This window comes from Streptomyces sp. NPDC006450 (genome assembly GCF_040612195.1).
Lineage (GTDB): Bacteria > Actinomycetota > Actinomycetes > Streptomycetales > Streptomycetaceae > Streptomyces.
Map to the genome: position 1 here is coordinate 100234 of NZ_JBEXPT010000007.1, position 26991 is coordinate 127224.

At 73.2% G+C, this 26991-nt stretch carries 21 protein-coding genes; 10 read left to right on the plus strand and 11 right to left on the minus strand.

Annotated features, from left to right (window positions below; translation table 11 throughout):
• Window positions 1–11 precede the first annotated feature (11 nt).
• A complete protein-coding gene (locus ABZY57_RS05075) occupies window positions 12–1826 on the minus strand; it encodes a glycoside hydrolase family 15 protein (protein WP_356508252.1) in 1815 nt (604 codons plus the stop codon).
• A gap of 76 nt (window positions 1827–1902) precedes the next feature.
• The gene (locus ABZY57_RS05080; RefSeq protein ID WP_356508254.1) at window positions 1903–2499 is read right to left on the minus strand and encodes a DoxX family membrane protein; all 597 of its coding nucleotides are present in this window, start codon (window positions 2497–2499) and stop codon (window positions 1903–1905) included.
• 121 nt (window positions 2500–2620) lie between these two features.
• On the opposite strand from ABZY57_RS05080, the gene ABZY57_RS05085 reads away from it, so the two are divergent.
• Together ABZY57_RS05085 and ABZY57_RS05090 are read left to right on the plus strand one after the other, a co-directional pair.
• Window positions 2621–3085, plus strand: a complete 465-nt coding sequence (locus ABZY57_RS05085; protein WP_356508255.1) for a MarR family transcriptional regulator — start codon at window positions 2621–2623, stop codon at window positions 3083–3085.
• The gene (locus tag ABZY57_RS05090) at window positions 3085–3381 is read left to right on the plus strand and encodes a YkvA family protein (RefSeq protein ID WP_243340820.1); all 297 of its coding nucleotides are present in this window, start codon (window positions 3085–3087) and stop codon (window positions 3379–3381) included. Before ABZY57_RS05085 ends, ABZY57_RS05090 begins: the two co-directional genes overlap by 1 nt.
• A gap of 20 nt (window positions 3382–3401) precedes the next feature.
• Here the strand turns inward: ABZY57_RS05090 and ABZY57_RS05095 are convergent, their stop codons facing one another.
• From ABZY57_RS05095 to ABZY57_RS05105, 3 genes are all read right to left on the minus strand, one after another.
• Window positions 3402–4028 carry an alpha-ketoglutarate-dependent dioxygenase AlkB gene (locus ABZY57_RS05095; protein ID WP_356508257.1) on the minus strand — a complete coding sequence of 209 codons (627 nt, stop codon included), beginning with the start codon at window positions 4026–4028 and terminating at the stop codon, window positions 3402–3404.
• A gap of 108 nt (window positions 4029–4136) precedes the next feature.
• On the minus strand, window positions 4137–7163 hold the full coding sequence (locus tag ABZY57_RS05100; RefSeq protein WP_356508259.1) for a carbohydrate binding domain-containing protein: 3027 nt from the start codon (window positions 7161–7163) through the stop codon (window positions 4137–4139).
• Between the two features lie 428 nt (window positions 7164–7591).
• Window positions 7592–7993 (minus strand): RNA-binding S4 domain-containing protein, encoded by a 402-nt coding sequence (locus tag ABZY57_RS05105; protein ID WP_356508261.1) that lies wholly within the window; start codon window positions 7991–7993, stop codon window positions 7592–7594.
• A 148-nt stretch (window positions 7994–8141) separates the two neighbouring features.
• On the opposite strand from ABZY57_RS05105, the gene ABZY57_RS05110 reads away from it, so the two are divergent.
• The 3 genes from ABZY57_RS05110 (at window position 8142) to ABZY57_RS05120 (ending at window position 11659) form a co-directional block, all read left to right on the plus strand.
• Window positions 8142–8537 (plus strand): helix-turn-helix transcriptional regulator, encoded by a 396-nt coding sequence (locus ABZY57_RS05110; RefSeq protein ID WP_356508263.1) that lies wholly within the window; start codon window positions 8142–8144, stop codon window positions 8535–8537.
• Between the two features lie 136 nt (window positions 8538–8673).
• Complete coding sequence (gene modA / locus ABZY57_RS05115) at window positions 8674–9495, plus strand: molybdate ABC transporter substrate-binding protein (protein WP_356508264.1); 822 nt, start codon at window positions 8674–8676, stop codon at window positions 9493–9495.
• A 151-nt stretch (window positions 9496–9646) separates the two neighbouring features.
• Window positions 9647–11659 carry an ABC transporter permease gene (locus ABZY57_RS05120; protein WP_356508266.1) on the plus strand — a complete coding sequence of 671 codons (2013 nt, stop codon included), beginning with the start codon at window positions 9647–9649 and terminating at the stop codon, window positions 11657–11659.
• Between the two features lie 25 nt (window positions 11660–11684).
• Here the strand turns inward: ABZY57_RS05120 and ABZY57_RS05125 are convergent, their stop codons facing one another.
• Together ABZY57_RS05125 and ABZY57_RS05130 are read right to left on the minus strand one after the other, a co-directional pair.
• A complete protein-coding gene (locus ABZY57_RS05125; protein WP_356508268.1) occupies window positions 11685–14075 on the minus strand; it encodes an excinuclease ABC subunit UvrA in 2391 nt (796 codons plus the stop codon).
• Between the two features lie 253 nt (window positions 14076–14328).
• Window positions 14329–17088, minus strand: coding sequence for a phosphodiester glycosidase family protein (locus ABZY57_RS05130; RefSeq protein WP_356508269.1), 2760 nt, complete (start codon window positions 17086–17088; stop codon window positions 14329–14331).
• Between the two features lie 222 nt (window positions 17089–17310).
• Between ABZY57_RS05130 and ABZY57_RS05135 the strand changes: the two genes are divergently transcribed.
• Window positions 17311–18069, plus strand: coding sequence for a DUF4328 domain-containing protein (locus ABZY57_RS05135; RefSeq protein ID WP_356508271.1), 759 nt, complete (start codon window positions 17311–17313; stop codon window positions 18067–18069).
• A gap of 11 nt (window positions 18070–18080) precedes the next feature.
• Here the strand turns inward: ABZY57_RS05135 and ABZY57_RS05140 are convergent, their stop codons facing one another.
• Together ABZY57_RS05140 and ABZY57_RS05145 are read right to left on the minus strand one after the other, a co-directional pair.
• Window positions 18081–20312: a SpoIIE family protein phosphatase gene (locus tag ABZY57_RS05140; RefSeq protein WP_356508273.1), complete on the minus strand. Its 2232-nt coding sequence runs from the start codon at window positions 20310–20312 to the stop codon at window positions 18081–18083.
• A gap of 25 nt (window positions 20313–20337) precedes the next feature.
• A complete protein-coding gene (locus tag ABZY57_RS05145; RefSeq protein WP_356508275.1) occupies window positions 20338–21645 on the minus strand; it encodes a DUF6777 domain-containing protein in 1308 nt (435 codons plus the stop codon).
• A 175-nt stretch (window positions 21646–21820) separates the two neighbouring features.
• On the opposite strand from ABZY57_RS05145, the gene ABZY57_RS05150 reads away from it, so the two are divergent.
• Genes ABZY57_RS05150 through ABZY57_RS05160 form a run of 3 tightly spaced genes read left to right on the plus strand, consistent with a single transcriptional unit; the run spans window position 21821 to window position 24854 of the window.
• Window positions 21821–22858, plus strand: coding sequence for a YndJ family protein (locus tag ABZY57_RS05150; protein ID WP_356508277.1), 1038 nt, complete (start codon window positions 21821–21823; stop codon window positions 22856–22858).
• The gene (locus tag ABZY57_RS05155) at window positions 22855–23457 is read left to right on the plus strand and encodes a DUF1990 domain-containing protein (protein ID WP_356508279.1); all 603 of its coding nucleotides are present in this window, start codon (window positions 22855–22857) and stop codon (window positions 23455–23457) included. The genes ABZY57_RS05150 and ABZY57_RS05155 overlap by 4 nt, the downstream gene beginning before the upstream one ends.
• Window positions 23415–24854, plus strand: coding sequence for a lipase maturation factor family protein (locus ABZY57_RS05160; protein WP_356508281.1), 1440 nt, complete (start codon window positions 23415–23417; stop codon window positions 24852–24854). The genes ABZY57_RS05155 and ABZY57_RS05160 overlap by 43 nt, the downstream gene beginning before the upstream one ends.
• Here ABZY57_RS05160 and ABZY57_RS05165 read toward each other — a convergent pair.
• Both ABZY57_RS05165 and ABZY57_RS05170 read right to left on the minus strand, forming a co-directional pair.
• A complete protein-coding gene (locus ABZY57_RS05165; protein ID WP_356508283.1) occupies window positions 24840–25823 on the minus strand; it encodes an NAD-dependent epimerase/dehydratase family protein in 984 nt (327 codons plus the stop codon). The genes ABZY57_RS05160 and ABZY57_RS05165 overlap by 15 nt on opposite strands.
• Before the next feature lie 218 nt (window positions 25824–26041).
• On the minus strand, window positions 26042–26218 hold the full coding sequence (locus tag ABZY57_RS05170; RefSeq protein ID WP_356508285.1) for a hypothetical protein: 177 nt from the start codon (window positions 26216–26218) through the stop codon (window positions 26042–26044).
• Between the two features lie 312 nt (window positions 26219–26530).
• On the opposite strand from ABZY57_RS05170, the gene ABZY57_RS05175 reads away from it, so the two are divergent.
• On the plus strand, window positions 26531–26893 hold the full coding sequence (locus ABZY57_RS05175; protein ID WP_356508287.1) for a hypothetical protein: 363 nt from the start codon (window positions 26531–26533) through the stop codon (window positions 26891–26893).
• The last annotated feature ends 98 nt before the right edge of the window (window positions 26894–26991 follow it).

The window sequence follows — 26991 nt, forward strand, 5'->3', positions numbered from 1 at the left end:
CGGCGGCCTCCCTACCCGGGCATGACCACCGGACTCGCTCCGCCCAGGGTGAGCGCCGTGTTCACGAGGCCGACGTGGCTGAACGCCTGGGGGAAGTTGCCGAGTTGGCGTCCCGAGACGGGGTCGTACTCCTCGGCGAGAAGTCCCACGTCGTTGCGTACGGCCAGCAGCCGTTCGAAGAGTTCCCGCGCCTCCTTCTCCCGTCCGATCAGGTGCAGGGCGTCGGTCAGCCAGAACGAGCAGGCGAGGAAGGCTCCTTCGTCGCCGGGCAGGCCGTCCACCGAGAGCCCCTCGGTGCTGTAGCGGCGGACCAGGCCGCTCCGGCCCAGTTCCTCGCGCACCGCGTCGACCGTGCCGATGACGCGGGGGTCGTCGGGCGGCAGGAAGCCCACGCGCGGGATGAGGAGGGTGGCGGCGTCCAGTTCGCGGGACCCGTAGTACTGGGTGAAGGTGCGCCGGTCGGCGTCGTAGGCGTTGGCACAGACGTCGCTGTGCACCTCCTCCCTCATGGCGCGCCAGCGGTGCACGTCGCCGGGCAGCCTGGGGTTGAGTTCCAAGGTGCGCACGGCGCGGTCGGCGGCGACCCACGCCATCACCTTGGAGTGCGTGAAGTGGCGGCGCGGGCCGCGCACTTCCCACAATCCCTCGTCGGGGCGGCGCCAGTTCTGCTCCAGGAAGTCGAGGAGCGCGAGCTGGAGCTTCCACGAGTGCCACTCGGAGGGGAGTCCGGCGGAGCGGGCCACGTAGAGGGAGTCGAGGACCTCTCCGTACACGTCGAGCTGGAGCTGGTCGACGGCCGCGTTGCCGACGCGGACCGGAGCGGAGCCCGCGTACCCCTTCAGCCAGGGCAGCTCGGCCTCCGGGATGCGCCGCTCGCCGCCGATCCCGTACATGATCTGCAGGTCGGCCGGGTCGCCCGCGACGGCCCGCAGCAGCCACTCCCGCCAGGCGCGGGCCTCGTCGAGGTACCCGGTGGCCACCAGTGAGCCGAGGGTGAGGGTGGAGTCGCGCAGCCAGCAGTAGCGGTAGTCCCAGTTGCGGACACCGCCGAGCTCCTCCGGCAGGGAGGTGGTCGAGGCGGCGGCGATTCCGCCGGTGGGGGCGTAGGTGAGGGCCTTGAGGGTGATCAGGGAGCGGACCACCGCCTCCCGGTAGGGGCCCTGGTAGGTGCACTGGCCGGTCCATTTCCGCCAGTCGGCGAGGCTCTGCTCCAGGGCGGCGTACGGGTCCAGGAGTTCGGGGCGCGGTTCGTGCGACGGGTGCCAGGTGAGCACGAAGGCGACGCGCTCGCCGGCGGCGACGGTGAACTCGGAGCGGGTGCTCATGTCCTCGCCCCACGTGTGCACGGGAGGTTCGCTGCGCAGCCACGCGGCGTCGGGCCCGGCGACGGCGACCCGGTCGCCCTCGCGGTTGCCGCCGCGCCGGACCCAGGGCACGACGTGTCCGTAGTCGAAGCGCAGGCGCAGGGTGCTGCTCACGGTCGATTCACCGGTGAGGCCTTCGACGATCCGCATCAGGTCGGGCGCGGTGTCGCGCTGCGGCATGAAGTCGACGACCTTGAACGAGGCGCCGTCCTCGGTCTCCCAGAAGGATTCCAGTACGAGCGTGCCGTCGATGTAGGCGCGGCGGGCGCAGCGCGCGGAATCGGGGGCCGCAGCCGGGGCGATGCGCCAGTGGCCGTTCTCCTCGTCGCCGAGGAGGGCGGCGAAACAGGCGGCCGAGTCGAAGCGCGGCAGGCACAGCCAGTCGATGGACCCGTCACGGCCGACCAGTCCACTGGTCATCAGGTCGCCGATGACCGCGTAGTCTTCGATGGGTTGTGTCATTTAGGGCACTTTCCCCCGAATGCCAGTACTCAATCAGCCCGTTCGGGTCCCCTCGCGGAGCCGCCCCCGGGGCGGCTCAGTTCCGTACGAGGAGCAGCACGCCCGCGGTCACGACGCCGAGGCCTACCGCGAGGGCGCCGTGGGCGAGGCGGTGGCCGCGCAGGACGGGCAGGAAGCGGTCGGCGGCGTACCGGCCGGGGCCGGTGAGCGCGAGGGCGGCGGCGCCGGCGGTGAGCAGGAGCTCGTACTCGACGCCCTGCGGGGCGAAGAAGGAGCCGGCGCCGTGCACGGCGATCGCGTTGATCATGGTGCCGACCAGGGCGGCGCCCGCCAGCGGGGTGAGCAGCCCGAGGACGAGGCCGAGTCCGCCGAGGGTCTCGGTCAGTCCGGCGACGACGGCCATGGCGTCGCCCGCCGGGTAGCCGCTGGCGGTGAAGAACTGGCCGGTGCCGCCGATGCCGCCGCCGCCGAACCAGCCGAAGAGCTTCTGAGTGCCGTGGGCGGCCATGGTCAGGCCGAGGACCACGCGCAGGAGGAGCAGGCCGACGTCGTGGGCGGGGGTCGAGAGGGCCGGGGCGTCGGAGGAGCGCGTGCGGGACGCGGCCGGTTCGCCGGCCCGCGGCTTCGGCGTGGCGCCGGAGGGGCTGGAGGGGCTGGTCAGAGGGCTGGTCATGAGGGGGTCCTTCCGATCGGGCGGCCCGGGGGCAGGTTGTTCAAATTCGAACGACTCGTCCCGACCCTAGCCCCGCATCCGTCGCTGATTCAAATTGGAACGTCGCGTGTAGCCTGGACGCATGGCTCAGACGAAATGGCTGGACGACCGCGAAATGCGGGCCTGGGAGGGGTTCCTGGCCGCTTCCGCGCTGGTCAACCGCCGCCTCGACCAGCAGCTGAAGGACGATTCAGGGCTCTCCCACCCGCAGTACGAGATCCTCGTACGGCTCGCCGGCGCACCAGAGGGCGAACTGCGCATGACGGAGCTCGCCAACGGGCTCGTCAACTCCAAGAGCGGCCTCACCTACCAGGTCACGCAGATGGAGAAGGCGGGCCTCGTCCGCCGCCGCACCTGCCCCTCCGACGTCCGGGGGATATTCGCCGTCCTGACCGAGACCGGCCGCGCCCGGCTGACGGAGGCCGCGCCGGGGCACGTGACCACGGTCCGGGAGGTCCTGGTGGACGTCCTCACCCCCGAGCAGCTCGACGCGCTCGCGGACGGACTCGGCGAGGTCAGCCGCCGCCTGCGGAAACAGGGCGCCTGATGGACACGACGACCGTCTGGCTCATCGTGGCGGCGGTGGTGGCGGCCGGGCTGGCGGTCACCGCGGCCGTACTCCTGGTACGGGTGTTCGCGGCCCGCCGGCTCCTGCGCGACGCGGGCATCCCCCTGCGCGACAAGGCCCTGTTCTGGGCCGCCGTGGCGTACACGGTCTCCCCGGTGGACCTGATCCCGGACCCGGTCTACCTGGACGACATCGGCATCCTGCTGCTCGCCCTGCGCTCCCTCCACGCGGCGGCCTCGGCGGCCCGCCCGCCCAAGGAACTCGACGCGGCGTAACGGCATCCGGGCCCGTCGGCTCAGCGGACCCCGCGCGGGCGGAACTGGACGCTGATCCGGGGGCCCACCGGGCGGGCCGTTTTGGGGACGGCGTGTTCCATCGTGCGCTGGCAGGAGCCGCCCATCACCACCAGGTCGCCGTGGCCCAGGGGCAGGCGGAGCAGGGTGGGGCCGCCGTCCCGGGGGCGCAGGGCCAGGTCGCGGGGGTCGCCCACCGAGAGGATCGCGACCATCGTGTCCTCGGTGGCGGACCGGCCGGTGCGGTCGCCGTGCCAGGCAACGCTGTCGCGGCCGTCACGGTAGAGGCACAGGCCCGCCGTGGTGAAGGGTTCGCCCAGCTCGGAGGCGTAGTGGCGGCTCAGCGCGGTCCGGGCCTCGGCGAGGGCGGGGTGCGGCAGCGGGTCGGCGTCGCCGTAGTGGGCCAGCAGGCGCGGGACCGCGACCTCCCGCTCGTACATCTGTCTCCGCTCGGCATGCCACGGGACCTCGGCCGCAAGGTGTTCGAACAGCGCGTCGGCGCCCGTCAGCCAGCCCGGGAGGTGGTCCACCCAGGCGTCGGCGCCCAGCTCCGTGCGCCGGACGCCCGCCAGGGGACCAAGCCGGATCTCGTCACTCTGGTCGAAGAGCGAGCCCTGGAGTGCGTGCATGCGTCCAGGATAGCGCGCGATTCGAACACCTGCACGAGTCGCCACTTCCGGTCCCCGGGCGTGACGGGGACCGGAAGCGGGATCACCACGGAGGGCCGGGCCGCTCCACTACTTCAGGTAGGGGCCGGCGGCGCCCACCTTGCCGGGGGCGGCGTTGCTGCCGCCCAGGTCGAGCACGTAGACCCGCAGGTTGCCCTTTCCGGGGGCGGGGACGGACAGGGTGCCGCCGGTGACGGTCTTCACGTCGCCGGTGACCGCGTCCTTGTACGTGCCGTTGGGCACGCCCGTGTACGTGGCGGCCCCGGTGACGGCCACCAGGGCGAAGCTGTCCACTCCGGCGGCGCCGTCGGTGTAGCGGCGCTTGAAGGCCATGCCTCCCGAGACCCCCTCGGTGGAGTACTGGCCCATCTGGAGCGCGGGCACGGCGCGGCGGATCTCGTTCAGCCGCTGGACGTGCTTGACCAGCGGGGATTCCAGGGTGGCGGCGACGGGCCCGGTGGCGGCGGCGACCTTCGAGAAGTCGGAGGCGGTGACCGATCCCGCGATCTTTTCCCCGTAGTAGGCGCGGCCGGTACCGGCGAGCGGGCAGGTCGGGCCGCAGTCGATCTGCTTGCCCGCCTGGAACTCGGTCTCGGATCCGTAGTACAGGGTCGGGATGCCGCGGAAGGTCCACATCAGGGCCATGTTCTCGGCCCAGGCCTCGGTGCCGCCCGCATAGCGGGTGGAGGACTTGCCGGGGCCGAAGTCGTGACTGTCGACGTAGACGACGTTGTAGGTGGCGTCGTTGTAACTGTCGTCGGAGTCCTTTCCGTTCTGGAAGGCGTTGTTCGCGTCCCCGAAGTTCATGTGCATGCGCATGTCGATGACGTTCATGCCGGAGAACTTGCTGTGGTCGGGGGCGTGGTAGAGGTTGCCGTTCAGGAAGGCGTTGGTGCTGGTCGGCTGCTTGGCCGGGTCGTTGTCGGTCGTGTACTGCTGGACGGCCGCGGTGGCGTCGTCCGCGCTGTACGTCGCGGACTCCTTCCAGGTGTAGTACTGGGCGGACTGGTTGGCCGAGCCCCGGTTCCACTTGTCGTTGACGAAGGAGCCGACCTCGCCGAAGACGTAGAAGTCCTCGGCCTTCTGGGCGCCGAACTGCTGGGCCACGCGCTGCTGGATGGCGGGCAGGAAGCGGCGGTTCCAGGTGACGCGGGGGATGTGTACGGCCGTGTCCACCCGGAAGCCGTCGACGCCCATGTCGATGTACTTGTTGTAGGCGCCGATGAGGTAGTTCTGGACGGCCGCGTTCTCGGTGTTGAAGTCCGCGAGGTCCTCGTGGATCCAGCAGGAACGGGCGTCCTCGCCCTCCCAGTTGCCGATCCAGCACTGGTGGAAGAGGGCCTTGGGGAACATGCCCGAGGTCGGGTTCGGCCACTGGCAGTTGTAGATCGTGTAGCCCTCGGCGCTCTTGTACTGCGTGGCCACGCCCCAGTTGACGCAGGTGTTCCCGGCCGGCTCGGCCGTCGACCACAAGTCGCCGTTGTAGTACGACTTCCCGCTCTTGGGGTCGACGGTGAGGCCGTCGTACTCGAAACCGGTCTGCTTCTCGTCGTAGAACCAGGACCACTGCGCGTCGCGCACGCCGAAGACGGTGGGGGTGAACAGCCCCTTGGCCCCCCAGCGGGAACTGTGGTTGTACACCACGTCCTGGTAGATCTTGACGCCCTTGGCGTGGGCGGCGTTGATGAGGTCCTGGTAGGAGGCGCCCGCCGATTCCAGGCGCGGGTCGACCTTGTAGAAGTCGTAGCCGTGATAGCCGTGGTAGTCGTAGTCGGAGCGGTTCAGCACGACCGGGGTGATCCAGATCGCGGAGAATCCGAGGGCCTTGACGTAGTCCAGCTTCTCGACCAGACCCTTGAAGTCCCCGCGGAACATGGGGTCGTTGTTCGCGGCGTTCCCGGACTTCACGTCCTGGCTGCCGCCCCGGTTGTTGGCGCTGTCTCCGTCGTTGAAGCGGGCGGTGAGCACGAAGTAGATGGGGTCCTTGCGCGGGTCACCGCCCAGTGGCGCGGATCCGGCCGGGGCCGGGGGCCGGGTGCCCGTGGTGGCGGAGGCCGCGGCGGAGGCGGCGGAGAGGTTCCCGGCGGCGTCCACCGCCTTGACCGTGTAGGTGTAGGCGGTGCGCTCCTCCAGGCCGGACTCGGTGAGCACCGTGGAGGTGACGGAGGTGACGGAGGTGCCCTTCGTGCCGCCGGAGCGGGTGACCTGGTAGCCGGTCACCGCCCGGTCGTCCGTGGCGGCGTCCCAGGTCACGACCGTGGACACGTCGGTGGCGGCGGCCCGCAGGCCCGTGGGCGCGGTCGGTGCGGTGGTGTCGGGGACGACGGCGGCGCACGGGTCGGCGGCGTTCGCCGTGACCGTGGTGTTCTTCACCGTGGACAGGCCCGTACCGAGGGCGTAGTTCCTGCCGTTGTTGTTGTCCCAGGTGCCGTTGCCGTTGTTGAAGGTGGCGGAGAGTCCGGCGGCCGAGCCGAGCGGGACCGTCTTCTTCACCCAGCCCGTGCAGGCCGGGTCCATGCCGGTGCCGGGGACGGTGGTCCAGGCGCCGCCGGTAGGGGTCCAGTGCAGATTGACGGTCGGCCAGCCGACCGTCGCCGTCGCGTAGTAGACGGTGGCGCTCGCGCCGGTTCCCGTACCGGGGTCCGCCGTGCAGGGGTCGCTGTGGGCCACGACCCCGTCCTTGACGGTGATGACCCCGGTACCCAGGGCGTAGTTCTTGCCCCCGTTGTTGTCCCAGGTGCCCTGGCCGTTGTTGAAGGTCGCCTGGAGGCCCGCGGCCGAGCCGAGGCTGACCGTCTTCTTCACCCAGTCGGTACAGGCCGCTTCCATCCCGGTGCCGGGGACGGTGGTCCAGCTACCTCCGTCGGGGGCCCAATGGAGGTTGTAGGCAGTCCAGTTGCGGGTCTTGGTGTAATAGAAGACCGTCGCCGTGCCGTCGCCGGCCGCCGTCGTGGCGGCGGGGGCGGCGTCGGCCGTGGCGGCCGCCACGGCGAGGGATGCTCCGGCGGCCGGCAGCGCGGCCGCCAGGCATCCCGCGACGGCCAGGGCCAGAGCCGTGGACCGCCCTCTGGGGTGTGATCGCGTACGTGATCTCAAGGTCTGCTCCTCGAAGCGGGGCCCAACAGCCCTGCGGCTTCGCGGCATTGAAAACTTGCCGCAAGGTTTTGCGGGGAGGTTATCCACGTGTCACCAGCGCGTGAACCCCTCGTGAAGCGGAAATCTCGCCACCGGGGGCGTCGGGGCAGCCCGAAGTGACCCTTTGCGGGGAGAACCACCGCAATGGCTTGCAGAAATTTTCTCCCGGCCGATGCACGCGGCCGGGAGCCGGGCACAGGGGAGGTCGACAAGTCGACTCCGGAGATGCGCGCACCCGGCGCACGACGCTCGCGGGAGCCGCGGGAGCCGCGGCCGTCGCAGCCGTCGCAGCCGTCGCAGCCGTCGCGGCAGCCTCAGGACCGCACGCAGCCGCAGGACCCGGGCGAGGCCCCGGGGACCGACCCTGGGCGTTTCGCCGCTACCGGCTCCTACCGGCCGCCGCGCAGGGTTTCGATCTCGCGGCGTTCGCGCTTCGTCGGGCGGCCCGCGCCGCGGTCGCGGATGCCGACCGCCGCCGCCTCCACCGGGGTGGGCGGCGGCGGGCTGTTGTCCGTCAGGCATTCCGCGGCGGCCGGGGCGCCGACCCGCTTGGACACCGGGCGCCGGACCACCACGATGCGCTCGCGCCCCGCATGGAAGAGGCGCACCTCGTCCCCGGCCCGCACCGCCTGCGCCGGCTTCGCGCGCTCGCCGTTGACCCGCACGTGTCCCGCGCGGCATGCCGTGGCGGCGATCGCCCGCGTCTTCGTCAGCCGGACCGACCAGATCCACACGTCGACCCGCGCCGATCCCGACGCCGCACCCGCACCCGCGGTTCCCTCTTCAGCCATGCCCCGACTCTAGCGAGGCGAGCCGGGCCGGGCCGAGCCCGTGGAAACGGAACGGTTTTGGCGGTTACGACAAGAGCAGTGGTATCTGCCATGGATATCATCCCAATGGAATTGCAAATGCGGCACACGTGCCCCTACCTTGTCGCACATGCAGTCCTACACCATCGGTCAGGCGGCCCGTCTTCTGGGCGTCAGCCCGGATACCGCACGCCGCTGGGCCGACGCCGGCCGTGTCGCGACCCACCGCGACGAGGCCGGCCGCCGGCTGATCGACGGCCGGGCCCTGGCCGCCTTCTCGATCGAGGTGGCGCAGGGGGCCCACACCGAGGACGGCGAGACCTACACCTCGGCGCGCAACGCCTTTGCCGAGATCGTGACCGCCGTCAAGCTCGGCGACGTGGCCGCCCAGGTCGAGATCCAGGCCGGTCCCCACCGCCTGGTCTCCCTCCTCACCCGGGAGGCCGTCGACGAGCTCGGGCTGGAGGTCGGCATGCGGGCCACCGCCCGCGTGAAGTCCACCAGCGTGCACATCGACCGCGCCTGACCCCGTTCGGCGCCACCCGGTTCCACACCACTCAGTACCACGCGTCCCCACCCGCTCCGCCCGTCCCCGGCGCGGGTCACCACCGCGCGGATCCGGCACCAGGCCGACCGCCGACCCGACCGAGGAGCACCAGCTCATGTCCCCGATCCCGCCCCTGAACCGCCGTACCGCCGCGCTCGCCCTCTCCACCGCCCTGCTCGTGCCGGCGCTCGCCGCCTGCGGCAGCGGCGACGACAAGGAGGACGGGGCCGCCGCCTCTCCGGGCTCCGCCTCCGGGTCCGCCGAGCCCAAGGCCGCGCACCTGACGGTGCTCGCCGCCTCCTCCCTCACCGACGTCTTCAAGGCCGCGGGCGCCGCGTACGAGAAGGCGCACCCGGGGTCCAAGGTCACCTTCTCCTTCGCCGGTTCACAGGAGCTCGCCGCGCAGGTCAAGCAGGGCGCCCCGGCCGACGCGCTGGTCACAGCCGACACCAAGACGATGGACGGCCTGAAGGCCGAGACCGACGAGCCGGCGGTCATCGCCAAGAACCGCCTGGTCATCGCGACCGGCAAGGGCAACCCGTTCAAGGTCGCCGGCCTCAAGGACCTCGCCGACACCAAGATCAAGGTCGTGCTGGCCGCGCCCGAGGTCCCCGTGGGCCGTTACAGCAAGCAGATCCTCGACGCCCAGAAGATCGAGGTGAAGCCGGTCTCCCAGGAGCCCAACGTCCGCGCCGTGCTGAGCAAGGTCGAGCTGGGCGAGGCCGACGCCGGTCTCGTCTACAAGACCGACACCCGCAAGTCCGGTGACAAGGTCGCCGTCGTGGAGATCCCGGACGCCGAGAACGCCGTGGCCTCGTACCCGGCCGCCACGCTCAAGGGCTCCAAGAACGCCGGGGCCGCGGCCGCGTTCGTGGCGTGGCTGAGCACCCCGGAGGCCCAGAAGATCCTCCAGGACGCGGGCTTCCAGACGGCGTGACCGCCCGCCGCATCCGGTGACGGAGAGGGACTGCCCGGTCCGGGGGGACAGGCAGTCCCTCTCCGTTTCCCCCCGCCGCACTACGCTTCACACGCCGCCCGGGCGTCCTCCGTCCCGGACGGCGTCCCGACATCCCCGGCCAGGAATGCACATGAGCAGACTCCGTACCCGCCGCGCCCGGCCCCCCGTGGCTCTGGCGCTCCCCGCTCTGGTCGCCGTGGCGTTCCTGCTGATGCCGCTCGTCGGCATCCTCACCCGCACCCACTGGAGCGATCTCGGCGCGCACCTCACCAGCCCCGGTGTGGTCGAAGCGCTCCGGCTCTCGCTGGTGGTGTCCCTGTGGGCGCTGGGCTTCTCGCTCCTCCTCGGGGTGCCGCTCGCCTGGCTGCTGGCCCGCGTCGAGTTCAAGGGCAAGGCGCTGGTGCGCTCGCTGGTCCTGCTGCCCATGGTGCTGCCGCCCACGGTCGGCGGCGTGGCCCTGCTGCTCGGTTTCGGCCGGCGCGGGCTGCTCGGCCCCTGGCTGGAGGGCACCTTCGGCATCACGCTGCCCTTCCACACCTCCGGTGCGGTCGTCGCGGCCACCTTCGTCGCGATGCCCTTCCTCGTGATCAGCCTGGAGGGCGCCCTCGCGGGGCTCAGGCCGAGCTACGAGGAGACCGCCGCCTCCCTCGGCTCCACGCCGCTGCGCGTGTTCTTCACCGTGACGCTGCCGATGGTGGCCCCGGGCCTGGTCGCCGGAGCCGCGCTGACCTGGGCGCGGGCGCTCGGCGAGTTCGGCGCCACCATCACCTTCGCGGGCAACCTCCCCGGCACCACCCAGACCCTGCCGCTCCAGGTCTACCTGCTGCTCCAGGACCAGCCCGAGGCCGCCACGTCCGTGTCCCTGCTGCTGCTCGCGATCGCCATGGCCGTACTCATCGCCCTGCGCGGGAGGTGGACGGGAACCCCCGTCGCCCGCAAGGACCCCGGTGCGTCGGTGGTCACCGAGGAGGCCGCCGGGCCGGCTCCCGTGGGCCCCGTACCGCCCGCGGCCGCGGGCTCCCCCGCGTCCCCTGCGCCCGCTCCCGCGCGGGCGGCGCAGCCGTCGGCAGGAACTCCGGCCGAGGACGCTACTGCGTCCGACGGCGCGCACTGGCCGCTGCACGCCACCGTCACCGGTTTCAACGAGCTCACCCTCGACGCCGCACCCGGAACCACCATCGCCGTCGTCGGCGAGAACGGCGCCGGCAAGACGACCCTGCTGCGCGCCCTGCTCGGCCTGACCCCCCGCGCCCACGCCGAGCTCCGGCTCGGCGACGCCGATGTGACCGGCCTGCCCCCGCACCGGCGCCAGGTCGCCTGGGTCCCCCAGGACGGCGCGCTGTTCCCGCACCTGAGCGCGCTCGCCAACACCGCGTACGGGCTGCGCGCCCGCCGGGTGCCCCGGGCCTCGGCCCGGGCCGAGGCGCAGGGCTGGCTGGACCGGCTCGGCGTCGGGCACCTCGCCCACCGCAAGCCCGCCCAACTCTCCGGCGGGCAGGCCCAGCGGGTGGCGCTGGCCCGCGCGCTGGCCGCCCGGCCCCGGCTGCTGCTGCTCGACGAGCCGCTCGCCGCCCTGGACCAGACGACCCGCGCCCGTGTCCGGCACACCCTGCGCACGCATCTGGCCGGCTTCGGCGGGGTCTGCCTCATCGTGACGCACGACCCCGTCGAGGCGGTGTCCCTGGCCGACCGGGTCCTCGTACTCTCCGACGGGCGGACCCTGCAGGACGCTCCGCCCGCCGAGGTGACCCGGCACCCGCGCTCCCCGTGGGTGGCCCGGATGCTGGGGCGCAACGCCTGGCCCGGCACGGCCTCGGCCGACGGGCTGCACCTTGCCGCCGGGGGCCGCCTGGTGGTGGCCGAGGCGCTGCCCGAGGGGGCGCAGGCCCTCGCGATCATCGCCCCCGAGGCGGTGTCCGTGCACCGGGACCGGCCGGGCGGCAGCCCGCGTAACGTATGGCCCGGCACCGTACGGGAGATCACCTCGGTCGGTAGCCGGCTGCGCGTGCTGGTCGGCTCGGACCAGGCACCCGACCTCGTCGCGGAGATCACCCCCGAGGCCGCCGCCGAACTGGGAATCGTCGACGGCGCCGCGGTGTGGACCAGCGTGAAGGCGACCGAGGTCACCCTCGTACGGCTCTAAGGCCCAGGCACGCTCCCTGCCCGCCCTACGCGCCCACGTAGGTCGCCAGGTGCTCGCCGGTGAGGGTGGCCCGGCCCTCGACGAGGGCGGCGGGGGTGCCCTCGAAGACGATCCGGCCGCCGTCGTGACCGGCGCCGGGCCCGAGGTCGATGATCCAGTCGGCGTGCGCCATGACCGCCTGGTGGTGTTCGACCACGATCACCGACTTGCCGGAGTCGACGAGGCGGTCGAGCAGGCCGAGGAGCTGCTCCACATCGGCGAGGTGCAGGCCGGCGGTCGGCTCGTCGAGTACGTAGACCCCGCCCTTGTCCGCCATGTGCGTGGCCAGCTTGAGCCGCTGCCGCTCGCCGCCGGAGAGGGTGGTCAGCGGCTGGCCGAGGCTGACGTAGCCCAGGCCCACGTCCGCCAGCCGCTCCAGGATCTTGTGCGCGGCCGGGGTGCGGGCCTCGCCGGCGCCGAAGAACTCGGCTGCCTCGGTGACCGGCATCGCGAGGACCTCGCTGATGTCGCGGCCACCGAGGTGGTGTTCCAGGACCGAGGCGTGGAAGCGCTTGCCCTCGCACTCCTCGCAGGTCGTGGAGACGCCGGCCATCATCGCCAGGTCGGTGTAGACGACCCCCGCGCCGTTGCAGCCGGGGCAGGCGCCCTCGGAGTTGGCGCTGAACAGAGCCGGCTTCACGCCGTTGGCCTTGGCGAAGGCCTTGCGGATCGGGTCGAGCAGGCCGGTGTAGGTGGCCGGGTTGCTCCGCCGGGAACCGCGGATCGCGCCCTGGTCGACCGAGACCACGCCCTCGCTCGCCGGGATCGAGCCGTGCACGAGCGAGCTCTTGCCGGAGCCGGCGACGCCGGTGACCACGACGAGCACCCCGAGCGGCACGTCGACGTCGACGCCCCGCAGGTTGTGCGCCCTGGCGCCGCGGATCTCCAGCTTTCCGCTGGGCTCGCGCACCGCCGACTTGAGGCGCGCGCGGTCGCCGAAGTGCCGGCCCGTGACGGTGTCGCCCGCCCGCAGCCCCTCGACGGTGCCCTCGAAGCAGATGGTGCCGCCCCCCTGGCCCGCGCCGGGACCGAGGTCGACGACGTGGTCGGCGATCGCGATCGTCTCCGGCTTGTGCTCCACGACGAGCACCGTGTTGCCCTTGTCGCGCAGCCGCAGCAGGAGGCGGTTCATCTGCTGGATGTCGTGGGGGTGCAGTCCGACGGTGGGCTCGTCGAAGACGTAGGTGACGTCGGTGAGCGAGGAGCCGAGGTGGCGGATCATCTTGACGCGCTGGGCCTCACCGCCCGACAGCGTGCCCGAGGGCCGGTCCAGCGAGAGGTAGCCGAGCCCGATCTCCACGAACGAGTCGAGGGTCTGGCGGAGCGTGGCGAGGAGCGGGGCCACCGAGGGCTCGTCGAGGTCGCGGACCCATTTCGCCAGGTCGCTGATCTGCATCGCGCAGGCGTCGGCGATGCTGATCTTCTTGATCTTCGAGGACCGGGCTCCCGCGCTGAGCCGGGTGCCCTCGCAGTCGGGGCAGACGGTGAAGGTCACCGCGCGCTTGACGAAGGCCCGGATGTGCGGCTGCAGCGCCTCGACGTCCTTGGACAGCATCGACTTCTGGAGCTTGGGGATGATGCCCTCGTAGGTGAGGTTGATCCCGTCGACCTTGATCTTGGTCGGCTCCTTGTGGAGCAGGTCGCTCAGCTCGCGCTTGGTGTACTTGCGGATCGGCTTGTCCATGTCGAAGAAGCCGGACCCGCTGAAGATGCGGCCGTACCAGCCGTCCATCGTGTAGCCGGGGATGGTGAGGGCGCCCTCGCCGAGCGACTTGGTGTCGTCGTACAGCGCGGTGAGGTCGATGTCGTTGACCGAACCCCGGCCCTCGCAGCGCGGGCACATGCCGCCGGTGATGCTGAAGCTGCGCTGCTCCTTCACGGTCTGCCCGCCGCGCTCCACGGTGAGCGCGCCGGCCCCGCTGGCCGAGGCCACGTTGAAGGAGAAGGCCTTGGGAGAGCCGATGTGGGGCTTGCCGAGCCGGCTGAAGAGGATGCGCAGCATCGCGTTCGCGTCGGTGGCGGTGCCCACGGTGGAGCGGGGGTCGGAGCCCATCCGCTGCTGGTCGACGGTGATCACGGTGGTCAGCCCGTCGAGGACGTCCACCTCGGGCCGTGCCAGGGTCGGCATGAAGCCCTGGACGAAGGCGCTGTAGGTCTCGTTGATCAGCCGCTGCGACTCGGCGGCGATCGTGTCGAACACCAGGGAGCTCTTGCCCGAGCCGGACACACCGGTGAAGACCGTGAGCCGCCGCTTGGGGATCTCGACGCTGACGTCCTTGAGGTTGTTCACCCGCGCACCGTGTACGCGGATCAGGTCGTGGACGTCGGCGGCGTGCGGCTCGGGGGACTGGGTGCCCGTCCTCGTGACCTTGCTCATCGTGTCTCCATACTGTCGGGCTGACGCCGCTCCGTGGGGCCGGCGCCGCCTTTCGCGGTCGCGTCAACGCTCCCCTGTCTACCCGATCGGCGGTGTCATCCGGGAGCGGCGCCAGGTATGAGGTGCGGTGGATCTCAGGGCTTGCGGGGCTGGTGGAACCGGATCATCGTTCCGGCCGGGTCCCGGAAGGCCCGGTCCGGTTTCACGCCAGGGGCGGGCGGCCGGCCCGTGCTTCCCCGGTTGCCGGCCGGATTCACCGGCCGGCTGCCGGCAGTACGGAGAGCCAGTCGCCCGTCGCGAAGGCGTCGGCGCCGATCACGGTGCGGCCGGTGCGCGGGGCCGCGACGGTGAGCACGCCCTCGGTGCGGCCGGCCGCGAAGCGGGGGGCGCCGACGGTGATGACCACGGCCCGTTTGCCGGTGGCCCGGCGGAATTCCGCCAGGAGCCGCAGGCGCAGGGCGGCCTCCTTGCGGTCGACGGCCTGCGGCGCGTACGGCTCCACGACGGCCAGCGCGCCCGTGCCCGATTCCCGGGCGGCCGTCGCGAGGGCCGTGCGCAGGGCCGCGATCCGCTCCAGCCCGCCGCCGGCGAGGGTGGGGCGCGTGGAGCCGAGCGGCAGGAACCGTACGCCCCGGTGCAGGAAGGCCGGGCGGCCGGTGCCGGTCAAGGCGAAGTCGACGGCCGGCGTCCCGGCGGATGCCGCCGCGGGCCGGGCTCCCGCGGGGGCGACCGCGAAGCGCCAGGGCCGGGATTCCACCCGGGCCGCCGTGGCCACGATCGGATCCGGGGTCTCGTCCGTACGGACGAACCCGGTCGGCGGCGTCCGCGCCGCCAGGGTGTCCAGCAGCAGCCGCGGGGCGGCGGCCGGCTTGGCGCGCATGGTTGCGGGTGCGGTGGCCGAGAGCCCGGTCACGGTGAACGGGCGCTCCGCCAATGCCGGGAGCGGCAGGCTGATCTGCCGCCAGCCGGTCCCGTCCGCGGCGGGCCCGTGCAGGACGGCGACGGCCCCGTCGCCGTCGGAGAGTTGCACCGCGGGCCGGGCCCCGGAACCGTCGCCGTTCACCCAGAGGGAGAGCGACCGGGCCAGTTCGGGGATCGGGAGGGGCCGGGGCGGGGCCGCGGCGGCGGTCCCTCGTCCGGCGGGCGGCGCGAGGGCGAGCCCCCGGCCCGCACGGCCCGCGGCGGGCGCGGCGCCGGTACCGGTCCAGCGGGCCGCATCCTCCAGATCCGCGAGCGGTCGGTCCGACAGGCCCACCCCGAGTGCCAGTTCGGCCGCGGCCACGGAGACACCGCGCACCGTGGCCCGCAACGGCCCCGCCGCGTCCGGGACTCGGGCGGTCACCGTGAATCCGCCGCGCCCGTCGTCGGCGACGCTCCACCGGGAACGGTCGAATTCGAGCTCGACGTCCCGGGGTTCGACGACGGCGGCCGCGCCCTGCGCGTCGTATCCGGTCAGGACGAACCGCACGCTGTCCCCCTTCTCCGCGAGCCCGATCCGGTCCGGAACGGCCCGGACCCGGGTCACCGCCCCGAGGACCTCGACGCGGAGTGCACCGCGCGCCGCTCCCAGCTCCGCGCGGGCCTCCACCGGGCCGGGTGCGGAGGCCCGCAACCCCCCGGCGGAGTCGATCCTGCCCGCGCTCCCCGCGAGTGACCACCCCGGAGCCTTCCCCCGGGTGGTCGCCGGGCCGAGGTGTGCGTCGTAGGGGGTGGCCCTGAGGGTCCGGGTGAGGCCGGGGAAGGCGCGCGCGGCCCCGCCGACGGGCTCGATCCGGTAGCCGGCGGCGCGGCCGGAGCCGGCCGGGGCGGTCAGGACCAGGCCGTTGGGAACCGGGCGCAGGCGGCCGTCGGACGGGGAGTTCTCGACGGCCAGGGCCGTCTCCCCGGTCGGCGCGGCGAGCAGGGTCGAAGAGCCGCCGCCGTCCAGGTTCAGGGCCTCGTGGGCGCCGAGCCGGTGCATCAGCCGGCCGAGCGCCGTCAGGGTCAGCCCTCCGCTGTCGCGCTGGCGGCCGTCGACGGTGACCAGGCGGGCCCGCCGGCCGTCGCGGGAGAAGCCGACGGCGGTGCGCGGCGCGGCCGCGTTGTTCGGCTCGCCGTCGTGGTTCTGCGGGACCCCGGCCACGACGAGCGCCTCCCGGCCGCCGACCGCGCTCGCCGGGAGCGGCCCGCCCCCGGCCGCGACCGGCCGGGCCGTCACGGCGACCGCGTCCCCGGGGCGTAGGGCGGCGAGTTCCGGCGCGGCCGCGCCGGCCGCGACCAGCACGGTGGTGCCGGGTGCGGGACGCTTCCGGCGCGCGGGCGGGCGTCCCGCCGCGCGCACGGCCTTGACCCGGCCGTCGCGCAGTTCCACCGCCCGTCCGGACACGGGGAGTCCGTCCGCCGGCCAGTCGGCGGTGTAGGCGGCGAAGCCCTCGGCGGGTGGCCGCGCGGTGTTGAATCCGGCGAGCGGGCGGACCCGGCCGCCGGGCAGGGTGATCCTCCCGTCGAGGGCGAGGCGGAGCACCCGGCCCGGCCCGTCGGCGCCGAAGCCGACGGCCCGTCCGGCGCCGGGCGAGGGTGCGTGCAGCAGCCGCCCGGCGCCGATTCCGGGGCCGAGCGGGGCGCCCGTACCCCCGATGTCGAAGAAGTCCCCGTTCACGGCGGCGACCACGCGGCGGCCCGGCCCGGCGGGGTGGCGGGCCGCGGAGTCGGCGAGGGTGGCGACGCCCCGGCCGCCGAGGTATTCCACCCGCACACCGCCGCCCCCGGCGGTGCCGGAACCCGTACCCGTACCCGTACCCGTACCCGCCAGCTGGACGTCGAGTTCGTCGATGCGGAGCCACCGGTCGGCTTCGAGCCGGTCGTACGACTCCAGCCGTACCCCGGCGGCGATCTGCCGGGCGGTGCGGGCCGTCTCGATCCCCTCGCCCTTGCCGCTCCCGGAGGCATGGGCCCGCGGGGACGCCGGGGCCACGAGCAGCACGGTGAGCAGGGCCGGCAGCACGACGGGCAACAGCGGGCGCGGGGTGGACATCCAGGCAGGATCATCCAGCTCCACGCATATGAGTACATGAACACAGCGCGAGTCCGGCGTGTGTCATCCATTCGCCCGCACCGGCCCCCCCGGGGGGGGAAGCGCCAAGTCATCCAAAGGTGCGGTCTGAAAGCTTGGCCCCGCACGTCTTCGACCGCGACCACACGGCGGCGGGCCGGCGGGCCTTCCGCACATGTCACCTGTTCCCGGGGGTACACCTTCATGTCCTTCAGCGCGACCGGCTCACCGCCGCCCGTCCACCCCGACCAGCAGACACGGCCCCGGGTGCCCTCCCCCCAGGTACCTTCCCCGGAGCCCCTCGCCCTGCTGCGCCCGCCCGGCGGGCTCGCGACGGCAACGACCGTCCTCCTCGCCCTCTCCGGCCTCTACGCCCTGCTCCTGACCGGGACCGGCCTGTACCTCACCTCGGCCCTGCGCGCCGGGAGCTACCCGGACGCGGGGACCGAGGACGGCGACACCCTGCCGGACACCTTGACGGCGCTGTCGTTCCTCTTGGAGATCCCGCTGCTGGTCGTCACCGCGGTCCTCTTCGTCAGCTGGTTCCACCGCGCCCACCACAACGCCCTGGTGTTCGGCCGGGAATCGGTCACCCGCTCCCCGGCCTGGGCCATCGGCGGCTGGTTCGTCCCCTTCGCCTTCCTCCGCATCCCGTACAAGATGGCGAAGGAGATCTGGGCCGCCAGCCTCCTGCGCGGGCCGGGCGGCGCCCCCCGTCCCGTCTCCACCGCACCCGTCACCAGCTGGTGGCTGGTGTGGATCACCGCGCTGTTCGCCAACCGCGTGTACGACGCGCTCCACGACCGCGCCGACGACGCGGACGGGCTCGCCACCGCCGCCACCGCCGGAGCCGTGTACGGCGTGGTGCTGCTCGCGGCCTCCGTCCTCGCGATCCGCTTCGTGCGCGCGCTCACGGCGATGCAGATCGCCAAGGCCGCGCAGGGCCCCCACGCGGCCGAATAGCAGGCCGGCTCCTACATCGCGCCGGGCTGCGGGGACGGGAGGGTGGGACCCGGGGGGCCAGGAGCCGGAGGGCCGGGAGCCGAGCCGTCGGGAGTCGGTTCGGCAGCGATCGCATGGGCGGAAGTCGGTTCGGCAGGGCCCGAGTCGGCGGGAGCCTGGACGGCGAACTCGCACCACACGCACTTCCCGCCGCCCCGGGGCTCCACGCCCCAGGCGTCCGCGAGCCGGTCCACCAGCATCAGGCCGCGCCCCGACACCGCCCAGTCGTCGGCCTCCCGGCGCCGCGGCAGGGCACTGCTGGTGTCCTCCACCTCGATCCGGATCCGGCCCTCCGGGGTCAACCGCATGCTGACGCCGGCGACTCCGTCCGTGTGGACCAGCGCGTTGGTCATCAACTCGTCCGCCGCCAGCTCGATCTCGTCGGCCTGGTCCCACGCACCCCATGCCGCGGAGGCCGCCCGGATCAGGTGCCGGGCCATCGCCGGGGCGTCCGGGTCCCCGGGGGTGAGCCGGTGGCGCAGCGGGCCGCCGCCGCGCGGGAGCGGGGTGCCGCGGCGGCGCAGCAGGAGCAGGGCCATGTCGTCCCCGCCGCCCGAGTCCCCGACCAGGTCGCACAGGACGTCGGCGAGTTCCTCCACGTCCGCCGGCCCGTCCCGGACCGCGTCCATGAGCTCGCGCACACCGGTGTCGGGATCCCCGCCGGGCCGTTCGGTCAGACCGTCCGTGCACAGCAGCAGGGTGTCCCCCGGGTGCAGTTCGAGGCTGGTGACCGGGTATCCGGTACCGTCCGTGCCGAAGGCGCCCGGGCCACCGCGAGCACCTGTCCCGGGAGCTCCGGGCTCCCGCACCGGGAGGCCCAGCGGCAGCCCGCCCGCCACCTGTACCCGGTGGCAGCTGCCGTCGCCGCGCCGCACCACGGGGTCGAGGTGCCCGGCGCGGACGAGCAGGGCCATGCCGCTGGTGAGGTCGATGTCGACGTACGTGCAGGTGGCGAAGCGTTCCGTCTCCAGGTCCCGCAGGAAGGCCGAGGCCCGCTCCATGGCCGCCCCGGGGGCGTGGCCCTCGGCGATGTACGCGCGCAGTGCGATGCGCAGCTGGCCCATGACTGCGGCGGCGTCCGTGTCGTGGCCCTCCACGTCGCCGATCATCACTCCGACCCGGCCCTCGCCCAGCGGGACCACGTCGTACCAGTCGCCGCCGATGTCCCGGCCCATCCGGGCCGAGCGGTACCGTACGGCGATCTCGGCGCCCGGTACCGAGGGGATCCGGCGCGGCAGCATCGCCTGCTGGAGCCCCTCCGCCAGATCGTGCTCCTGCTCCAGCAGCATCGCCCGCTGGAGGCTCTGCGCGATGCTGCTTCCGAGCGCGACCAGCAGGTTCCGCTCCTCCTGGGTGAAGCCTGCCTTGTCCCGGTAGAGCAGGCCGATCGCGCCGATCGGGCGGGCCTGGGCGATCAGCGGCAGGTAGGCGGCCGCCGAGATGTGCATCGAGGAGATCTTCGCCCAGAGCCCGGGATAGCCGGCGGCGAACTCGGCCGCGGAGTCCAGGAAGCGCGGCTGGAGCGAGCGCACCACCTCGCTCATCGGGTACTGCTCGTCGATGCGGGTGTAGCGGGTTCCGGGGACGAAGCTGCCCGCGGGTCCCTCGGCGACGAGGTGGATCCGGCCGGCTTCGACCAGTCCCATGACCATGCCCATGGACCCGAGCCGTTCCAGCCCGTGGGCGTCGCCGAGGGCGTCGATGACGTCTTGGACCGTACGGGCGTGCGCGAGCGCGGCCGTGGTGCTCTCGACCACGGACGTCTGGCGGCGCCGCTCCTCGTCCAGCCCGAGGCGTTCCGCCGAATGACTGAGCTCCTCGGTGGCGTCGCGGACGATGCCGATGATCCGGTAGGGACGGCCGTCCGGGCCGCGCATGACCCGTCCCTGGGTGTGCGTCCAGCGCAGTTCGCCGTCGTGGCAGCGGATGCGGAAGTAGGCGCCGTAGCTGTCGACCCCGCTCTTGAGGGCCGAGGAGACCAGCGCGTCGAGCCGGACGCTCTCGGTGGGCGGTACGCGCGGCGCGAGGGACTCCGGGCGGCCGTCGTACTCCTCGGGGGCGGTGTCGAAGACCTCGAGTGCGGCCGTGTCCATGTGCATGAGACCGGTGACCAGGTCCCAGTCGAAACTGCCCATGCGGTTCAGCGAGAGCGACCGGTCCGGATGTGCGGGCCAGTCGTCCGGCAGCGATACGGCGGTCGGCACCGGTCCACCATGACACACGGGCCGGTCAGGCGCTCTCCAGGTACTGCCCGTCGTACGGGGCGGAGGGCTGCTGCTCGGGGACGGAGTAGGGGTCCTCGTACGGGTCCCCGTACGGGTCGGCGTACGGGTCCGCGTACGGATCGCTCGGCTGCGGCGACCCGCCGTCGGGACCCACGGCCCCCGGGTCGCTCGGCGTCTGCCCGGGCAGGTCGGAGGGGATGTCGGTGGGGACGTCAGAGGGCTGGTCGGTGGCGGGCGGCGGCGCCGTGGGCGGGTCCGAGGGGATGCCGGAGGAGGGCTGATCGGGGGCCGTCGGGGTGTTCGGGGTGTTGGGGGTGTTCGGCGTGTTCGGAACCGTCTTCGGGGAGCTCGGCGGGCAGTCGGCCGCGTTCGGGGCGGGCACGCGGCCGGGGCTCGGCGGGCCGGTGGGCGGCGGCTCGGTGCGGGCGAGGCTGTTGCTCTCCGGGGTCCGGCACGGATCGCCCGGCGCCGTGCCGGGCGGGGTCACGGGCCCGTCGGGGATCCCGTCGGCCGGGTCGTACGGGGGCGGCGTCCGCGGGGTGCGGTCCTGGGCTCCGTCGTCGCCGGCCGTGCGCTCGATCCAGGTGTTGTCGGCGATGTTGACGATGACCAGGTTGTCGATCACCTGCATGGTCGGTTCGATGACCACGACCTGGGTGGGCTGGTAGCCGCCCCAGGGCTCCCCCTTGAGCACCGGTGCCCCGGGGGCGGCCCGCGGCGCGAGGAGCGGGTTTCCGCAGGCGCAGCGGACGCGGGGCATGCCGTGGTCGTCCACGAGGACGGCGGTGCCGGCCTGGAGGACGGACTGGAAGGCGTTGGCCTTGCCGTCGACGAAGCCGTGGTTGGTCATCCGGGTGTCGGCGCGCAGCACGACCGGGGTGAGTCCGCGCAGAAAGTCGGGGATCCGCTCCTGCTCCACCTGGGAGGCCTCGGCGAAGGCGCGGGCCTTGGCGTCGTCGGTGGTCAGGGACTGGACCTGCGCCTCCACGTCGCAGCTGCCGAGCCGCTGGGTTCCGCCGTACAGGCCGGGGGTGGCCGCGTTGACGGTACGGATGCCCTGGCCGGTCGCGTTGGGCAGCGGGGGCTGGACCGGGGCCGATTCGCCGGTGGCGGAGGAGGAGGTGAAGGGATCCGGGCCGGCCGAGGCCACGGGTTGGAGGTGGACGTCCTGGCTCTCGGCGGCGGGGCCCTTGGTCCGTCCCTCTTCGCCGGAGGCCCCGCAGGCCGCGGCGAGGAGTCCGAGGACCGTGAAGAGGGCCGCACGGGCCGGTGCGTGACGACGCGGCGCCTGACGAGGTGTCGGTGCGTACACGTTGCATCTCCCTTTTCGCCCCGGTTGCTCCCTCTTGTCTGCCGCATGTACGGGGTGGCCGCAACCGGAGATCACGCACCGGACCCTCTCTTGAACATGTTCAAGAGAGGGTCTAGTCTCACGATCGTGAGTTGAACGCGTTCAATGCGTTCGTTCCTGGGAGGGGGGAACCTCGGTGACCGCGCTGGTGAATCTGATCGTCACCCTGGGCATGCTCTACGTCGTCCCGGCCGGCCTGCGCCTGATCGATCCGGTCCGTTTCGGGAGGACGGCCCGGCTCTGGCCGCTGTTCGCGGCCCCCGGAGCGGTCTGCCTGTGGCTGCCCCGGGGAGCCCCGGCCACGGCCCTCGCCGCGCTCTACGCGGTGGCCACGCTGGCCCTCGCGGTGCGGGCCGCGGCCCCGGCGGTACGGGCCCTGTCGGCGCGGAACCCGACCCGGCGGGACCCTGCCGGCGGCACCCCCGGGCGGGTTCCCGGTCCCGCCGAGGTGGCCGCCGAGGTGGCCGTGCTCACCGCACTCGTGGCGCCTTCGGTCGCCGGGACGGCACTGGTCGCCGAACGCGCCGGATACCGGCTCTTCGGCTTCGACCTCGACATCCTGGCCCTGACCGTGCCGCACTTCCACTTCGCCGGTTTCGCCGCGGCCCTGGTCGCAGGGCTCGTGTGCCGGGCCTCCGCCGCCGGAGCTCTCGCGCGCTGGGCGGCGTACAGCGTGCCGGCCGGGACGGCGCTCGTCCTGATCGGCTACTTCATCGACGACTGGGCCGAGCTGGCGGGCGCGGTGACGCTGACCGGCGGCATGTGGGCGGTGGCCCTGCTGACCTGGCGGGACGTCCGCCCCGGGGCCGCCGTGCGCGACCGGATCACCGGCGCGCTGCTCGCGACCTCGGCGGCCGTTCTGGTGGCCACCATGCTGCTCGCCCTGTGGTGGGCGCTCGGCGAGGCCACCGGGATCGTGCACCCCACCCTGACCTGGATGGCCGCGACCCACGGTCTCGGCAACGCCCTCGGCTTCGGCCTGTGCTCGCTGCTGGCATGGCGCCGTCTGACCACCAGCCACCCCGGCCCACCCGCGGGGGTCGCACCGGCCGCACCGGCCTCACCAGCCGCACCCGCCCCACCGGCCCCACCGGCCCCACCGGCCACCCTGCCCCCACCGGCCACCCTGCCCGCATCGGATGCCCTGCCCGACCGAACGGAGATCCCGGCATGACCCGCCTCATCGGCGAAGGCCGCAGCACCTTCAACTACCCCGACCGGGGCGCGACTGCCCGACGGCCGCTGCCCACCGGGTACAACTTCACCCACCACCGCACCCGGGTCGGGCAGGGGCAGGCCGCCTTCGACGCCGCCGGGGCCGCCGTCACCACCTTCCGCGCGCACCGCGCCTCCGGCATGCTCGTCACGGCCGGGGCGTTCCCCGTCCGGCCCGGCGACCGGGTCGTGGTCGGGATCGGGATCGGCCCGCTGCGGATCGACGCCCCGTGCGAGGTCATCTGGACCGCGTACGAGCACCGCCGGACCGGTTTCGCGTACGGGACGCTCACCGGGCATCCCGAGTGCGGCGAGGAGTCCTTCGTGGTGGACATGGAGCCGGACGGCTCGGTGTGGTTCGAGGTGAACGCCTTCAGCCGTCCGGGAAGCTGGTACACCCGCCTCGCGGGTCCGGTCGTCCCCTTCCTCCAGCGGGCCTACGCCCGGCGGCTCGGACAGTACGTGCGTCGCCTCGCCACGGGCGCCCGGCCCGCGCCGGCCCGATACTGGAGGGGATGGACTGGTTCACGGCGCCCGGATACTGGCTGGGACGGCTGATCTTCCAGCGGGCCCTGGCCGGTGTCTACCTCGTCGCCTTCGCCGGGGCCGCCCTGCAGTTCCGCGCACTGATCGGGGCGCACGGCATGCTGCCCGTGCCGCGGTACCTGCGGTACGTGCCCTTCCGGCGTGCCCCGAGCCTGTTCCACCTGCACTACTCCGACCGGTTCTTCGCCGGCTGCGCCTGGACCGGGGCGGCCCTGGCGGCGGCGCTCGTCGCGGGAGCCGGGGACGCGGTGCCGCTGGGTGCGGCAATGGCGATGTGGGCGGTGCTGTGGCTGCTGTACCTGTCGATCGTGAACGTGGGGCAGACCTGGTACTCCTTCGGCTGGGAGTCGCTGCTCCTGGAGGTCGGCTTCCTGGCCGTCTTCCTCGGCAACGCGCGGGCCGGGCCGCCGGTGCTCGTGCTGTGGCTGCTGCGCTGGGTGGTCTTCCGGGTGGAGTTCGGCGCGGGGCTCATCAAGATGCGGGGCGATCCCTGCTGGCGACGGCTCACCTGCCTGTACTTCCACCACGAGACGCAGCCGATGCCCGGTCCGCTGAGCTGGTTCTTCCACCATCTGCCGAAGCCGCTGCACCGGGTGGAGTGCGCCGCCAACCACGTGACCCAACTGGCCGTGCCCGTGCTGCTGTTCACCCCGCAGCCGGTGGCCTCGTACGCGGCGGGGATCATCGTGGCGACCCAGCTGTGGCTGGTGCTCTCGGGGAACTTCGCCTGGCTGAACTGGATCACGATCACGGCGGCCCTGCCGGCCGTCGACTTCTCGGCACTCGCGGGCGAACCGCCGCCGGCGGCCTCCCGGGAGGGGCCGCTCTGGTACGTGGTGCTGGTGTGCGCGATGACCGCGCTGGTGCTCGCGTTGAGTCGGCACCCGGTGGCCAACATGATCTCGCGCGGCCAGGTCATGAACCGGTCCTTCGACCCCCTCCATCTGGTCAACACCTACGGGGCGTTCGGCACGGTGGGCCGGATCCGCGAGGAGGTGGTGGTGGAGGGCACCGCCGACCGCCGGCCCCGGGAGGACGGCGCGTGGCGGGAGTACGGGTTCAAGGGAAAGCCGGGTGACGTGCGCCGGATGCCGCGCCAGTTCGCCCCGTACCACCTGCGCCTCGACTGGCTCATGTGGTTCGCGGCGCTCTCCCCCGGCTACGCCCGCGATTGGTTCGGGCCGTTCGTGGAGCGGCTGCTGGCGGGCGACCGGGACACCCTGAAGCTGATCCGGTACAACCCCTTCCCGGACGCGCCGCCGCTGTACGTCCGGGCTCGGCTCTACCGCTACCGGTTCACGACCTGGCGTGAGCTGCGCGAGACCGGGGCGTGGTGGCACCGCACGCTGGTGCGCGAGTACCTGCCGCCGACCCGGATCGCGCAGGCGGCCTGGTCAGATCCCGAGTAGCGCTGCCTCCCGCTCCGCCGATATGCCCTTCATCGGCCGGTCCGCCCGGTGGGGGGCGACTCCGCCGAGGGACTGGAGCCAGGCCCAGGTGTCGGCGGCGGTCTCCTCCACGGAGCGGCAGACGAGGCCCGCCGCCAGGGCCTTGGAGACGTCCCCGCCGAACATGAAGTCGTGCATCTCGCCTTCGGGAACCCAGACGGGCAGCTCGACCCAGGGCTCGACCCCGGCCTTCTCCAGCACCTCGGCGTCGATCCAGCGCGGTTCGGCGTCGGAGCCGGTGGCGGCGGCGCAGGCCTTCAGGAAGCCGCCCATGGTGGTGTGGCCGACCGGGGAGATCGTGTTGTAGGCACCGCCGAGACCGGCCTCCGCCGCATCGAGGGACCAGCGAGCGAGGTCGCGCACGTCGATGTACTGGAGCGGCAGGTCGGGGCGCCCGGGCGCGACGAAGGGGCCGCCGCGGGCGATGCGGTTCAGCCACCAGGGCAGCCGGCCCACGTTCTCGTAGGGGCCGAGGATGAGTCCGGCCCGGACCAGGAGGGCACGGTCGCCGAAGGCGTCCAGGGCGGCGATCTCCCCGCCGCGCTTGTCCTCGGCGTAGGCGGTGGCTGCGGCGTCGGGCGAGCCCTCGACCAGCGGGCCGTCCTCGCCCAGACCGGCGGGGGCGGGGTAGGCGTACACCGAGCGGCTGGAGATGTACACGTACCGGCCGACCCGGCCGGCGAGCAGCCGGGCGCTGTCGCGCACCGCCGTGGGGGCGTTGCCCCAGGTGTCGACGACGAGGTCCCACTCCCCCTCGGCGAGGGCGTCCAGGCCGCCGGGGGCGGTGCGGTCCCCGTGCAGGGCCTTGGTGCCCGGCGGGGGCGCGTGGTGCCCGCGGTGGAAGACGGTCACGTCCCACCCGCGGCTCAGGGCGTCTTCGGTGATCGCGCGCCCGACGAATTCGGTTCCACCCAGCATCAGCAGCTTCATGCTGGTGAGCCTGCCCGGCCCAGGAGGTGTGCGGAACCCTTGATCGCCCACAGCGATGACGCCCACGGCGTACCGGTACCGGGAACTTCCGGCGGCGTACGACATGGAACCGCAGGCCGCCGCCCGCCGTCCCGGATCTTTACACCGGGACGGCGGGCGGACGGCACGTGCGGGGTCCGGCCGGACCGATCTGGCCGAACGGGTCCGGCCGGACGGATCTAGTCGATGCCGGGCAGGATGTGCGGCTCCGCGAGGTCGTCCTCGTAGCCGGCGAGGCGGATCGGGGCGGACCGGGCCCAGACCTCCAGGTTGCCGAGGGTCTCGGCGCGCTTGGCGCTCCGCGATCCCGTTCGTTCTCCGGGCGCCTGGTCGGTCGTCGTCAGTTCTGGCGTCACCGCGCACTCCTTTGTGTCGCGTAACCCGGCGAGCGAACTGCGCGCCGGTGCGGGAAGAGGGGGTTTCCGGACGCGGTGGCGCCTTGGTGGAGCGAGTGCCCGTGTGGGGCTCTCATGGCGATCAGAGTACACATATGAGCGCACCCCCGCTCGATGGAAAGGTAAAATCCACGCCGGACAGCTTGTTTTCACCACGAGTTCATCACCTCGCCCGTCGGCGTGTCGCGTACGGCTGATCTGCTCGACGGCGCCATACGGGTGAGGCGCGGTCGGTCGACGGAGGGAACGACAGTGGCGGGATCCGAAGTGTCGGTGGTCGTCGGAAGCGTCGGGGAACTGATGGACCTGCTGCGGGGCGGGCACGGCGACGGCCACGGGCTGCGGGTGGCGGCGCTGCTGCGCCGTTCCCACCCCTTCGACAAGGAACTGCAGGTCGCCGGCCTGCTGGTCGACCACCCCGCGGAGGCGATCCGCCCCCTGCTGGGCGAGCGGGTGGCCAAGCTCGTACGGCTCCACGGACGCGGCACACCGGCCCCCGGCCCGGACCCCGACGCGGAGTCCCTCGGTCAGGCGGCAGAAGCGAGCCGGTCCGCGGGCCTCGACGCGGGCGTACTGGAGGACTGGCGCCCGGTGCTGGAACTGGTCGCCGCGGGGGCCTACGGCCGCACGGCCTGAACGGGGAGCGCCCCCGGCCCCCTCGCGGGAGGGGGACCGGGGGCGCTCGGATGACGCGGGGCAGGTGGCGCGGCGCGGACGACCCGGCTCGGGGCCAG

Bases quoted from the DNA above. Each gene is read 5' to 3' on its own strand.
- ABZY57_RS05160 (WP_356508281.1), top strand. From the start codon at position 23,415: ATGGACTGGTTCACGGCGCCCGGATACTGGCTGGGACGGCTGATCTTC.
- ABZY57_RS05080 (WP_356508254.1), bottom strand. From the start codon at position 2,499: ATGACCAGCCCTCTGACCAGCCCCTCCAGCCCCTCCGGCGCCACGCCG.
- ABZY57_RS05165 (WP_356508283.1), bottom strand. From the start codon at position 25,823: ATGAAGCTGCTGATGCTGGGTGGAACCGAATTCGTCGGGCGCGCGATC.
- ABZY57_RS05110 (WP_356508263.1), top strand. From the start codon at position 8,142: ATGCAGTCCTACACCATCGGTCAGGCGGCCCGTCTTCTGGGCGTCAGC.
- ABZY57_RS05105 (WP_356508261.1), bottom strand. From the start codon at position 7,993: ATGGCTGAAGAGGGAACCGCGGGTGCGGGTGCGGCGTCGGGATCGGCG.
- ABZY57_RS05135 (WP_356508271.1), top strand. From the start codon at position 17,311: ATGTCCTTCAGCGCGACCGGCTCACCGCCGCCCGTCCACCCCGACCAG.
- ABZY57_RS05155 (WP_356508279.1), top strand. From the start codon at position 22,855: ATGACCCGCCTCATCGGCGAAGGCCGCAGCACCTTCAACTACCCCGAC.
- ABZY57_RS05130 (WP_356508269.1), bottom strand. From the start codon at position 17,088: ATGTCCACCCCGCGCCCGCTGTTGCCCGTCGTGCTGCCGGCCCTGCTC.
- ABZY57_RS05085 (WP_356508255.1), top strand. From the start codon at position 2,621: ATGGCTCAGACGAAATGGCTGGACGACCGCGAAATGCGGGCCTGGGAG.
- ABZY57_RS05120 (WP_356508266.1), top strand. From the start codon at position 9,647: ATGAGCAGACTCCGTACCCGCCGCGCCCGGCCCCCCGTGGCTCTGGCG.
- ABZY57_RS05095 (WP_356508257.1), bottom strand. From the start codon at position 4,028: ATGCACGCACTCCAGGGCTCGCTCTTCGACCAGAGTGACGAGATCCGG.
- ABZY57_RS05125 (WP_356508268.1), bottom strand. From the start codon at position 14,075: ATGAGCAAGGTCACGAGGACGGGCACCCAGTCCCCCGAGCCGCACGCC.
- modA (WP_356508264.1), top strand. From the start codon at position 8,674: ATGTCCCCGATCCCGCCCCTGAACCGCCGTACCGCCGCGCTCGCCCTC.
- ABZY57_RS05090 (WP_243340820.1), top strand. From the start codon at position 3,085: ATGGACACGACGACCGTCTGGCTCATCGTGGCGGCGGTGGTGGCGGCC.
- ABZY57_RS05075 (WP_356508252.1), bottom strand. From the start codon at position 1,826: ATGACACAACCCATCGAAGACTACGCGGTCATCGGCGACCTGATGACC.